This window comes from Rhodopseudomonas sp. B29 (genome assembly GCF_000333455.1).
Taxonomy (GTDB): Bacteria; Pseudomonadota; Alphaproteobacteria; order Rhizobiales; family Xanthobacteraceae; genus Rhodopseudomonas.
Genome location: NZ_BADD01000791.1, coordinates 1 through 12,033 on the forward strand (window position 1 = coordinate 1; position 12,033 = coordinate 12,033).

11 protein-coding genes and 2 pseudogenes are annotated in these 12,033 nt (G+C 64.3%); 3 read left to right on the top strand and 10 right to left on the bottom strand.

The window, feature by feature from the left end:
• From ureA to urtA, 7 genes and pseudogenes are all read right to left on the bottom strand, one after another.
• A partial coding sequence (gene ureA / locus I5M_RS28330; RefSeq protein WP_031337927.1) for an urease subunit gamma occupies positions 1-201 on the bottom strand: 201 nt, incomplete at its 3' end.
• Between the two features lie 59 nt (positions 202-260).
• Positions 261-1,096, bottom strand: a pseudogene (locus I5M_RS30775) (urease accessory protein UreD).
• A 201-nt stretch (positions 1,097-1,297) separates the two neighbouring features.
• Entirely contained in the window at positions 1,298-1,993 is a 696-nt protein-coding gene (gene urtE, locus I5M_RS28340) for an urea ABC transporter ATP-binding subunit UrtE (RefSeq protein WP_031337921.1), read from the bottom strand.
• A 201-nt stretch (positions 1,994-2,194) separates the two neighbouring features.
• Positions 2,195-2,959, bottom strand: a complete 765-nt coding sequence (urtD, locus tag I5M_RS28345; protein ID WP_022724484.1) for an urea ABC transporter ATP-binding protein UrtD — start codon at positions 2,957-2,959, stop codon at positions 2,195-2,197.
• 5 nt (positions 2,960-2,964) lie between these two features.
• Positions 2,965-4,134: an urea ABC transporter permease subunit UrtC gene (gene urtC, locus I5M_RS28350; protein ID WP_022724485.1), complete on the bottom strand. Its 1,170-nt coding sequence runs from the start codon at positions 4,132-4,134 to the stop codon at positions 2,965-2,967.
• A gap of 253 nt (positions 4,135-4,387) precedes the next feature.
• The gene (gene urtB / locus I5M_RS28355) at positions 4,388-6,001 is read right to left on the bottom strand and encodes an urea ABC transporter permease subunit UrtB (RefSeq protein ID WP_031337922.1); all 1,614 of its coding nucleotides are present in this window, start codon (positions 5,999-6,001) and stop codon (positions 4,388-4,390) included.
• Positions 6,002-6,107: 106 nt separating this feature from the next.
• Positions 6,108-7,442 carry an urea ABC transporter substrate-binding protein gene (gene urtA, locus I5M_RS28360; RefSeq protein ID WP_022724487.1) on the bottom strand — a complete coding sequence of 445 codons (1,335 nt, stop codon included), beginning with the start codon at positions 7,440-7,442 and terminating at the stop codon, positions 6,108-6,110.
• 503 nt (positions 7,443-7,945) lie between these two features.
• Here urtA and I5M_RS28365 point away from each other — a divergent pair.
• The 3 genes from I5M_RS28365 (at position 7,946) to I5M_RS28375 (ending at position 10,189) form a co-directional block, all read left to right on the top strand.
• On the top strand, positions 7,946-9,400 hold the full coding sequence (locus I5M_RS28365; RefSeq protein ID WP_022724488.1) for a DEAD/DEAH box helicase: 1,455 nt from the start codon (positions 7,946-7,948) through the stop codon (positions 9,398-9,400).
• A gap of 25 nt (positions 9,401-9,425) precedes the next feature.
• A complete protein-coding gene (gene infA, locus I5M_RS28370) occupies positions 9,426-9,710 on the top strand; it encodes a translation initiation factor IF-1 (protein ID WP_022724489.1) in 285 nt (94 codons plus the stop codon).
• Positions 9,711-9,976: 266 nt separating this feature from the next.
• Positions 9,977-10,189: a cold-shock protein gene (locus tag I5M_RS28375; protein WP_006612155.1), complete on the top strand. Its 213-nt coding sequence runs from the start codon at positions 9,977-9,979 to the stop codon at positions 10,187-10,189.
• Between the two features lie 212 nt (positions 10,190-10,401).
• Here I5M_RS28375 and I5M_RS28385 read toward each other — a convergent pair whose 3' ends face one another.
• From I5M_RS28385 to I5M_RS28395, 3 genes and pseudogenes are all read right to left on the bottom strand, one after another.
• Positions 10,402-11,013 (bottom strand): TadE/TadG family type IV pilus assembly protein, encoded by a 612-nt coding sequence (locus I5M_RS28385; RefSeq protein ID WP_022724491.1) that lies wholly within the window; start codon positions 11,011-11,013, stop codon positions 10,402-10,404.
• 9 nt (positions 11,014-11,022) lie between these two features.
• Complete coding sequence (locus tag I5M_RS28390; protein ID WP_244432114.1) at positions 11,023-11,538, bottom strand: TadE/TadG family type IV pilus assembly protein; 516 nt, start codon at positions 11,536-11,538, stop codon at positions 11,023-11,025.
• Positions 11,539-11,762: 224 nt separating this feature from the next.
• Positions 11,763-12,033: pseudogene (locus tag I5M_RS28395) on the bottom strand (pilus assembly protein CpaC); the annotation flags it as partial.

The following is a 12,033-nucleotide window of genomic DNA, read 5'->3' on the forward strand; positions in this document are numbered from 1 at the left end:
GGCGCGGGTGATGACTTCGGCGCCGGCTTTCATCAGGTCGGCGACAGATCGGCCGTCGCGAGCACCTTCGACGATGAAGTCGGTGATCAGCGCGATCGCCTCGGGATGGTTGAGCTTGACGCCGCGCTCCAGCCTTCGGCGCGCCACCATCGCGGCCATCGAGACCAGCAGCTTGTCCTTTTCGCGGGGAGAGAGATTCATTCAAGGCACTCGATCGATTGCGAAGCGTAGCGGGCGGGACGTCCTAACTGAGCCATACTCTAGCCAAGCCACAGCCGCGGCAGCGCGCGGCCGGCGGCGCGGCCCAGCACGGTCATCATATCGGTCCGTAGCCGCGCCGCATCTTGTCCACAGAACCGCGCCATTGCAAACCCATTCCACGCCGAAAACCCGACCTCGGCACCGAAACTATCAGCCGCTTCGCGCAGCCGCTCGACGAGAACCGCATCGCCCGGGACAATCAGCACCGTGCCGACGGCGACGCCGGCTTTGGCCACCGCCGGCTGCGCCAGCAGCGCGGCGATATCGCCATCGAGCCGGACCGTTTCGGCGAACACCAGCTTGCCGCCGAGCCGCAGCCGCCAGCGTCGATGAAGCGGCCGCTGGTCATGGTCTCGCCCATCGCGGCACGGCCGAAGATCACCATCTCGGCGAGCAGCAGCGAACCACCTTCGGCGACGTCGATCGCGAAGCTGCGCTCGGCCTTGGCGCGATCGAACAGTATGGTCTCCTGCGGCAGCCAGGCGAGATGCCCCCCGATTGCAACGCTGAGGCCGATGTCGAGCTGCGCTGCCGGGCCGTGGGAGCGATAGATCTTCTCGGCCGCCGCGGTGGTCAGCGTCAGCCGCGCGCCCTCCCCCACGTCGAGCTTGACGCTGAAGCGATCACCGCCGGCGACGCCACCCGCAGTGTTGACCAGAACGGCCGACAGGCCCTGCTGCTCGGGCGAAGGAAAGCGGACGCGTAGCGACCCGACTTCGTGAATGGCACCGCGCCGGGTGACGCCATCGACGACGCGCACCTCGACCGCGACTTCGCCGACGGCGCGATTGGCGGCGAAGGTTTGCGAGGTGGCAAGGCTGTCCGTCGCAGTCACGAGCGCTGTCCGCTCCCTCTCCCCGCCTGCGGGGAGAGGGCTGGGGTGAGGGGGCGTATCCGCGAGTCGCACAGGCTCGGCATCGTGGAGGCGCCCCCTCACCCGACCAGCTTTGCTGCGCAAAGCCGGTCGACCTCTCCCCGCACGCGGGGAGAGGTGAGGAAGCGCGCGGAGCTGAGGTCAGCGTGGATCAAGAATCCTCTACAACGCCATCTGCCGGCTGATTTCGGCGGGGTCAAGATTGGCGCGGTCGCAGGTGTATTTCACTGCGCCGCGGTCCATTACCGCGAAGCTGTCGCCGAGTTCACAGGCGAAGTCGAGATACTGCTCGACCAGCACAATGGCGATGTTGCCGAGATTGCGCAAATACGAAATCGCCCGGCCGATGTCCTTGATGATCGACGGCTGGATGCCTTCGGTCGGTTCGTCGAGCAGCAGCAGCTTGGGCCGCATCACCAGCGCACGGCCGATCGCGAGTTGTTGCTGCTGGCCACCGGACAGGTCGCCGCCACGGCGGCCGAGCATCGAGTTGAGCACCGGAAACAGCGAGAATACGTCGTCGGGAATCGATTTGTCGGCGCGCTTCAGCGGCGCGTAGCCGGTCTTGAGATTCTCCTCGACGGTGAGCAGCGGAAAGATCTCGCGGCCCTGCGGCACCAGCGAGATGCCGCGGCGGGCGCGCTCGTAGGGCTTGAGGTGCGAGATATCGGCGCCGTCGAAAGTGATCGAGCCCGACGCGATCGGCTGCTGGCCCACCATTGCGCGCAGCAGGCTGGTCTTGCCGACGCCGTTGCGGCCGAGCACGCAGGTCACCTTCCCCGGCTCCGCCGCGATCGACACCCCGCGCAACGCCTGCGCCGCGCCGTAGTAGAGGTTGATGTTGTCGACGGTCAGCATCAGGGCGTCCTCAAGTATCTTGTTCAGCAAGCGCTGGAACATTTTGCACGGCCGTCATCCTACCTACGGTCGTCATCCCCCGCGCATGCGGGGGATCCAGTACGCTGCAGCGCCGCGGTGAACACGCAGCGCTCTGGAATACTGGGTCGCCCGCTTTCGCGGGCGATGACGGTGGCGGGTGTGGCGAGGGCGTCGATCACATCACCGCCCCAGATACACTTCCACGACCCGCTCGTTGGCCGACACGTCGTCGATGGTCCCCTCGGCCAGCACGGTGCCTTCGTGCAAGCACGTCACCTTGACGCCGAGTTCGCGGACGAAAGTCATGTCGTGCTCGACCACGACGACGGTCTTGTCGTGGCTGTTGATCTCCTTCAGCAGTTCGGCGGTCTGCTGGGTTTCGACGTCGGTCATGCCGGCGACCGGCTCGTCGACCAGCAGCAGCTTGGGGTCCTGCGCCAGCAGCATGCCGATTTCGAGCCACTGCTTCTGGCCGTGCGACAGGTTGCCGGCGAGACGGTCACGGGCATCGCCGAGCTTGATGATCTCGAGTACGCGATCGATGCGCTTGCTCTCCGGCTCGCTGCGCCGCCAGAACAGCGTGCCGCGGACGCGGTGATCGACGTTGAGCGCGAGCAGCAGATTGTCCTCGATGGTCTGGCTCTCGAACACCGTCGGCTTCTGGAATTTGCGGCCGATGCCGAGCGTGGCGATCTCGGTCTCGTCGAGCTTGGTGAGATCGACGCTGCCGTCGAACACCACCTCGCCTTTGTCCGGCTTGGTCTTGCCCGTGATGATGTCCATCATCGTGGTCTTGCCGGCGCCGTTCGGGCCGATGATGGCGCGCATCTCGCCGGGTTCGAGCGTCAGCGACAGGTTGTTGATGGCGTGGAAGCCGTCGAACGAGACGTGGACGCCGTCGAGATACAGCATCGCCGAAGTGGTGCGGGTTTCGATCAGGCTCATCCGCGTCACTCCGCCATGTTCGGCTTGATCACGCCGTCCTCGCGGGCGGCGCTTTCGGCGTTGCGGCTCAGTCGCTTCGCCTTCCATGGTTCGAGCCAGGCGTTGACGGTGCCGACGATGCCCTTGGGCAGCAGCAGCGTAACCAGCACGAACATCGCGCCGAGCATGAACAGCCAGTACGGCGCCAGCGGCCCGGAGGTGAACACCGTCTTGGCGTAGTTGACGACGATGGCGCCGAGCGCGGCGCCGATCAGCGTGCCGCGGCCGCCGACTGCGACCCAGATCACCGCCTCGATCGAATTGCCCGGCGCGAATTCGCCGGGATTGATGATGCCGACCTGCGGCACGTAAAGCGCGCCGGCGACGCCGGCCATGCAGGCCGACAGCGTGAACACGAACAGCTTGTAGGACTCCACCCGGTAGCCGAGGAACCGCGTCCGGCTTTCGGCGTCGCGGATCGCGATCAGCACCTTGCCGAGCTTTGAGGTCACCACCGAACGGCAGATCAGAAAGCCGATCGCCAGCGCCAGACAGCTCAGCATGAACAGTGCGGCGCGGGTGCCTTCGGCCTGGACGTTGAAGCCGAGGATGTCCTTGAAATCGGTCAGGCCGTTATTGCCGCCGAAGCCGAAATCGTTGCGGAAGAACGCCAGCAGCAGCGCGTAGGTCATCGCCTGAGTGATGATCGACAGATACACGCCGGTGACGCGCGAGCGGAACGCCAGCCAGCCGAAGCAGAACGCCAAGAGGCCCGGCACCAGCAGCACCATCAGGGCGGCGAACCAGAAGTGATCGAAGCCGTACCAGTACCAGGGCAGCGCCTTGTAGTTCAGGAACACCATGAAGTCGGGCAAAATCGGATTGCCGTAGACGCCGCGGCTGCCGATCTGACGCATCAGATACATGCCCATCGCGTAGCCGCCGAGCGCGAAGAACGCGCCGTGGCCGAGCGAGAGAATGCCGCAATAGCCCCAGATCAGATCGATGGAGAGCGCGAGGATCGCGTAGCAGACATATTTGCCGAACAGCGAGATCAGATAGGTCGGCACGTGCAGCGCCGAGGATTCCGGCAGCAGCAGGTTCGACAGCGGCAGCAGAATTCCGGCGGCGGCGACGACCAGCAGGAAGATCAGCGCGCCGCGATTGAGCGAGCGGGTGAGGATGTGCGGGGTCATGCGCGAGCCTCGCGGTTGTCATCCTTCGAGGCCCGCGCTTTGCGCGGGCACCTCAGGATGACGGCTGTGCCGTGAAGCCTGGTGTAGTAACCGCGAGCCCGACGCGCTCCCCTCCCCCTTGCGGGGAGGGGTCGGGGGTGGGGGTCCGCGAGGACTGAGCTTGTGGCAAGTGCCCTCACCCCAGCCCTCTCCCGCAGGCGGGAGAGGGAGTTCGGCTGCGGCGCGGAGAGACGGCGGTGCGCAACAATCATCCTCATGCCTCCACCGCCCTGCCCTTGAGCGCGAACAGGCCGCGGGGGCGTTTCTGGATGAACAGGATGATCAGCACCAGGATGGCAATCTTGCCGAGCACGGCGCCGGCGAACGGCTCCAGGAATTTGTTGGCGATGCCGAGCGAGAACGCGCCGACCAGCGTGCCCCACAGATTGCCGACGCCGCCGAACACCACCACCATGAAGCTGTCGATGATGTAGCTCTGGCCGAGATTGGGCGAGACGTTGTCGATCTGCGACAGCGCCACACCGGCGATGCCGGCGATGCCCGAGCCGAGGCCGAAGGTGAGCGCATCCACCCGCGAGGTGGCGATGCCCATCGAGGCCGCCATGCGGCGGTTCTGCGTCACCGCACGCATCTCGAGGCCTAGCGCGGTGTAGCGCAGCATCGCCAGCAGGATGGCGAACACCGCCAGCGTGAAGCACAGGATCCACAGCCGGTTGTAGGTGATGGTGATCTGGCCGATGTCGAAGGCGCCGCTCATCCAACTCGGATTGCCGACCTCGCGGTTGTTGGCGCCGAAGATGGTGCGCACCGCCTGTTGCAACAGCAGCGAGATGCCCCAGGTCGCGAGCAGCGTCTCCAGCGGCCGGCCGTAGAGGAAGCGGATCACCGTGCGCTCGATCAGCACGCCGATCGCGCCGGCGACCAGGAAGGCGAGCGGCACGGCGATCAGCAGCGAATAGTCGAACAGCGCCGGATAGCGGGTGCGGATGGTCTCCTGCACCACGAAGGTGGTGTAGGCCCCGAGCATCACCATCTCGCCGTGCGCCATGTTGATGACGCCCATCACGCCGAAAGTGATGGCCAGGCCGATGGCCGCAAGTAGCAGCACCGAGCCAAGCGACAGCCCGTACCAGCCGTTCTGCACCATCGACCACATCGCCAGGCTGCGGTCGATCGACGCCTTGGCGCCGGCAATCGCGCTGTTCACTGCGGCGCTCTGCTGCGCCGGCATGGCGGTGAGCAGCGCCAGCGCCTCCTGATCGCCGCGAGCTTTCATCACCGCGATGGCGTCGAGCTTGTCGGGATCGGGCGCATCGGCCTTGAACAGCAGGATGGCGGCGCGGGCTTCCGCGAAGGCCTGCTTGGCGGCCGCGTTCTTCTCGGCTTTCAGCGCGGCCTCGACGGTCGGCAGCATGGCCTCTTCGTGGCTTTTGAACACCTGCTGGGCAGCCTGGATGCGCTTGTCGAGATCGGGCGACAGCAGCGTCAGCCCCGCCATCGCCGCCTCGACGGTGCGGCGCAGCTTGTTGTTGAGCTTCACCTTGCTGGCATTATCGGGCAGATCGGCAACGGCTTCGCCGGTGGCGGCGCTCGTGATCTTGCCGTCGGCGCCCTTGATGAACACCAGCTTGGTGTCGGAATCGGCATAGAGGCGTTGGTCCTGCAGCGCCGTGATGATCTGCGCGGCGCGCGGATTGCCCGACGCGATCAGCTTGCCGACCGCCTCCTCGGAATCGGCGAAGGAGCCTTCGGCGAATTGCGCGACGGCGTCCTCGAACGGGCCGGCATGGGCCGGCAGGCTGGCGAAGCCCGCAAGCGCGAGCACAGCGGCGGCAAACAGCAGGCGCGACAGACGGATCAATGGCACTGAATTATCCCGGCAAGGATGATGATGTGGTCGTCCGGCATGGACGGGGGCGGCAGCGCGGCCGCCGCCCCCGGTTGCTATGTCGTCAACTCAGGCTCTGTGCCTATCAGGAGCCCTGACCGCCGCACTTCTTGGTCACGGTGTTGTAGTTGCCGCACTTCAGCTTCACCCAGTCGGCCTCGAGGTCCTTCGAGCCCGGCAGATAGTCCGACCAGGCGTCGCCCGGTACCAGCTTGGCCTTCTTCACGTCGTCCGGCGAGACGACGTTGAACTGGCCGTCGGCCTGGATTTCGCCGATGAACACCGGCTTGGTGATGTGGTGGTTCGGCAGCATTTCAGACACGCCACCGGTCAGGTTGGCCTGCTTGATGCCGGGCAGCGCTTCGATGACCTTGTCCGGATCGAACGACTTCGCCTTCTCGACCGCCTTCACCCACATGTTGAAGCCGATGTAGTGGGCTTCCATCGGATCGTTGGTGGTACGCTTCGGGTTCTTGGTGAACGCGTGCCATTCCTTGATAAAGGCCTTGTTCTCCGGGGTGTTGATCGACTCGAAGTAGTTCCAGGCGGCCAGATGGCCGACCAGCGGCTTGGTGTCGATGCCGGCGAGTTCTTCTTCGCCGACCGAGAACGCCACCACCGGAATGTCGGTGGCCTTGATGCCCTGGTTGCCGAGCTCCTTGTAGAACGGCACGTTGGCGTCGCCGTTGATGGTGGAGACCACGGCGGTCTTCTTGCCGGCCGAGCCGAAGGTCTTGATCTTGGAGACTTCGGTCTGCCAGTCCGAGAACCCGAACGGCGTGTAGTTGACCATGATGTCTTCGGGCGCGACGCCCTTCGACTTCAGATAGGCTTCGAGGATCTTGTTGGTGGTGCGCGGATAGACGTAGTCGGTGCCTTCCAGCACCCAGCGCTTCACCTTCTCTTCCTTCATCAGATAGTCGACCGCCGGGATCGCCTGCTGATTCGGCGCGGCGCCGGTGTAGAACACGTTGCGCTCGCTCTCCTCGCCTTCGTACTGCACCGGATAGAACAGGATCGAGTCGAGCTCCTTGAACACCGGCAGCACCGACTTGCGCGACACCGAGGTCCAGCAGCCGAACACCACCGAAACCTTGTCCTTGGTGATCAGCTCACGGGCCTTCTCGGCGAACAGCGGCCAGTTGGAGGCCGGGTCGACCACGACGGCTTCGAGCTTCTTGCCGAGCACGCCGCCCTTCTTGTTCTGCTCGTCGATGAGCATGAGCATGACGTCCTTCAGCGTGGTCTCGCTGATCGCCATGGTTCCGGAAAGCGAATGCAGAATGCCGACCTTGATGGTGTCATCCGCCGCCTTGGCGGAACCGAACGCCGACAGGCCCAAAACCAGGCCCGCGGCCGCCGCCAACCATCTGCGCCGGCTGATCGGCGTCCCAGCGTCGCGCTTCTGTTTAATATGCATGTGGTGTCATCTCCCTGACGCAGACATGATGCGGCCCCGTACGGCCGTCTGCGGCGACAGAATCGCAAGAAGCGTGCCATACTGTCGCAGCCCTGTAACATCATGTTAAGCAAAAGAGATTCCGACAGGCGCCGAGAACAGGCAGCGCGCATGAGACCAAAAATTAGGCACTCAAACTGAGTGCGCACTGGTCAGACAGCACATTAATTGAGCACGAAATCCATCCCCGCATACGATTGCCGCGTCCTTATTCAGGGACCAGAGCATCCGCAGCTTTATGCGATTCAACCTTGAATCTGCCGCCTTCCTGTTCCATATGAGCGGCAGACCTTGAGAATCATCAGGTCGCCGCGAGCCGCGTGTTCTGATCCCGCCCTGTTCGACCTCTGAACAGCGGTGTCTGGCTTGCTTTTTCAGCTAACCAGACCGATGCCCCAAACACGCGGGTGTCTCAAAGACGCTCTCGCGCGCTCCTGGCAATCCGCCGGGCGCCTGCTTTCATCATGGAAAGAACCCACCTTTTGACTTCATTTCAGGACTTCGGCCTCGCCGATCCCATCTCCCGCGCTCTTCAGGAAGAAAACTACGTCACCCCCACGCCGATCCAGGCGCAGACCATTCCGCTGGCGCTGGCCGGCCGTGACGTCGTCGGCATCGCCCAGACCGGCACCGGCAAGACCGCTTCGTTCGCGCTGCCGATCCTCCACCGTTTGCTGCAGAACCGCATCAAGCCGGCCTCCAAGACCTGCCGCGTGCTGGTGCTGAGCCCGACCCGCGAACTCTCCGGCCAGATCCTCGACAGCTTCAATGCCTATGGCCGCCACGTCCAGCTGACCGCCGCGCTGGCGATCGGCGGCGTGCCGATGGGCCGTCAGGTCCGCTCGCTGATGGGCGGCGTCGACGTGCTGGTGGCGACGCCGGGCCGGCTGCTCGACCTCGTCCAGGGCAATGCGCTAAAGCTCGCCCACGTCGAATATTTGGTGCTCGACGAAGCCGACCGCATGCTCGACATGGGCTTCATCAACGACATCCGGAAGATCGTCGCCAAGCTGCCGATCAAGCGTCAGACGTTGTTCTTCTCGGCCACCATGCCGAAGGACATCGCCGACCTCGCCGAGCACATGCTGCGCGATCCGGCCCGCGTCGCGGTCACGCCGGTGTCGTCGACGGTCGAACGCATCAATCAGCGCGTCATCCAGCTCGATCACTCCGCCAAGCCGGCCGCCCTCGCCCAGATCCTGCAGCAGGGCGAGGTCAATCAGGCGCTGGTGTTCACCCGGACCAAGCACGGCGCCGACAAGGTCGTGAAGGGCTTGGCGCGCGCCGGCATCACCGCCGACGCGATTCACGGCAACAAGTCGCAGAACTATCGTGAGCGCGTGCTCGCGGCGTTCCGTTCCGGCGAACTCCGCACGTTGGTGGCGACCGACATCGCCGCCCGCGGTATCGACGTCGACGGCGTGTCGCACGTCGTCAATTTCGATCTGCCGAACATCCCGGAGACCTACGTCCACCGCATCGGCCGCACCGCGCGCGCCGGCGCCGACGGCACCGCGATTTCGCTGTGCGCCGGCGAGGAGCACGAGTATCTCCGCGACATCGAGCGGCTGATCAAAGTCTCGCTGCCGAAGGAAGACCGCCGCACCCCCGGTGGCAATTCCGGTGCTCACGCCGCTGCAGCCACGCCGCATCGCGGCAGCCGCAACGGCAATGGGCATCACCCGCACGGCGGCCGCAATGCCGACACCGCGCCGGGCGCCAAGGGCCCGCGCCGTGGCCGCCGCGGCAGCAGCAACGGCCTGACGGCCCGCCCCGAGCAGGGCCGGCCGCAGCCGCGTCAAGACCAGGGCCGCTCGCAGCAACACGGCGGCAACGCCGAAGGGCTGCAGGGCGTCGCCTTCCTGCACCGCAAGAGCCCTGCCGCCGGCGCGTCCGGCAAGCAGCGGCCGAACCGCTGACATCCGGATCGATCTGGAGACCATCATGGCCAAAGAAGAGCTGATCCAGTTCGAAGGACTGGTGACCGAAATCCTCCCCGACGCACGTTACCGGGTCCAACTCGACACCGGGCACGAGATCGTTGCCTACACCGCAGGCAAGATGAAGAAGAACCGCATCAAGACGCTGGCCGGCGACCGGGTCACGATCGAGATGTCGCCCTACGACCTCGAGAAGGGCCGGCTGATCTTCCGTCACAAGGACGAGCGCCCCGGCGGCGGCCCGCCCCGCAGCGGCCCGCCGCGCGGCGGTCAGTTCCGCCGCCGCTAAGGCGACGCGACCCCACTGCCTCATCCCGATGCAATGCAGCGGCAAACTGTCCTTGCCGGCGCGATCAAATTTTCGCGCTGGTCAGGATTGTTTTGGACGCAGGGTTCGCATAATATCCGTTAATCGATTTTCGGCCGGACGACATTAGCTATCCACCGGTGCAGCCGGTTCAGAACGCTGACGACCCTTCCAAAAATTCGATCTCACCTGCCCGCTTGGCAAACTTGTGGGCTTCGACCGTGTCTATACTGAGAAGGGACTACCCCGTGAGCATGGGAACCGTGAAGTGGTTCAACGCGACCAAGGGCTACGGCTTCATCCAGCCGGATGATGGCGGCAACGACGTGTTTGTTCACATCAGCGCCGTCGAGCGCGCCGGCCTCGGCACGCTGCGTGAAGGCCAGAAGATCAGCTACGAGATCGTCGCCGACCGCCGTTCCGGCAAGTCGTCCGCCGACAATCTGCGCGCCGCGAACTAAGCCGCAACCGCGGCTTGGATCAAAGCGTTCAAGACGATCGTCTGCCGACTAACTGTCCGCTGAAGACGTTCTAGAAACTGAAGGCCGCGCTCCAGGCGCGGCTTTTTCATGTCCGGGGGGTGCGCTTCACGTCCGGCCAGGATCGGCACACTAATTCTCTCGCCACCCGACATCACGCACCGGCCCAGCGCCGCGGGCGCGATCGCCGATGATTAGTTCGTCGTGCAGACGGTGGTGCCGTACATCACGCAGACCGACTGTCTGGGGCGCGTATAGGTCTTGTCGTGCAGTGTCAGATTGTACTTCGAGAAGGTGATGGCGTGGTAGGTGTAGGTCACTTCGCTCATGATCAGATAGGTGTCGGCCGTGACCAGGGCCGTGGGAAGCGTGATCGTGTCGCCCTGATTGTACGACGACGCCGAAAGCGTCGCGGTGGCCGTGCTGCCGCTCTGGGTCACCGTCCCTTTCTTGCTCCACTGTATTTTGGCAACGTTGGATTTGTTGACGTAGATCTCGCTGATCGTCGCCTCGACGGATCCGGTCGGGTATGGCTGCAGGATGCCGTAGCTCGCTGCGAAAACGTTCTTCAGATCGGTGTCGGTGACAGTGGTCGCCTGTGACACCAGATCGGACAGCGTCCGCGTCACCAGCGTCACCTTGCGATCGACGGCGACACCGGACGACACCTCCAGGGTCGCGAAAAACATAACGATCATCACCGGAACGATGACGGCGAACTCCGTCGCGGCAACGCCGCGGCGATCGTCGCGCAAGCGGCGCAGCAGGCACCACAGCCGGCGGTGGACAGTGCATGCCGAGGCCATCGCTCGCTCCTAATACGGCTCGTTGCGGAACGCGGCTGTGGCCGTGAGAAGCCGCTTGCTGCCGGACAGATTAGCGATGTTGAGGCCGAGGCCGGTGACGTAGAGCGGCCATTGATAAAACGCTCGTACCACGACGATATCGCCGGCGTTGCCGGGGTTGTACTGCGTCGTATCCACGAACGTCTTGTTGACGATCGGACTGGTGATCGCGACGTTGCTAAACGACGAGTAACTCTCGACGTCGACATACAGCCCGTCGCATTTGAACATCAGAGAGACGCGGTTACACAGGTCGGTCTTGAACTGATCCTTCGTGAACGAGCCGTTCTGCGCCTGCCCGGTCAGGATCAGCCGCGCCGAATCCTGCACGCCGGTTTCGAGCACCTGCCCCGCGAAGAACAACAGCGCGATCTCCATGATCGCGAACAACAGGCCGAAGAAAACCGGCGCGACGAGCGCGAACTCGACCGCCGTCGTGGCACGGTTGTTACGCGCGAACCGCCGCGCCAGCGCCAAAACGGACATGCGAAAAGACATCATCGACCGACCCCGGAAAGGGCCATGCAGGCCCTTCTCCCAAAGCCTACGAAAAACACATTGTTGAAGTGTTTCGGCGAATGCGAGCAAAATACCTCGCGATCTCAACAAACTGTCAACCATGAGCAGCGGGGCTTCGAACCACCCGAACGGACGCGCCGCACCATCGGGGTTCGCAGACGCCCACAACTATTCCAACCAACGCACCGACGTCAGTTGTGCGCCGCCTGGGAAGCGCCGGTGGCCTGGCTGTTGAGCTTGTCGGCCTGTTCGATCGTCGATTTGAAATAGGCCTCGCCGTCGCCGAGCGTGATGCGGCGCTCGCAATTGGGCATGCAGCTATAAGACTCGCGATTGACGCCGCGGTACACCGTGACGACGTTGTCGCTGGGACCGGCGACCTGAATGACGCGGTCGGTCACCACAGTGCCGCGGCCGTCCATACCGATCACGTTGGTGGCGCCATAGCCCTTGCCGGTGACG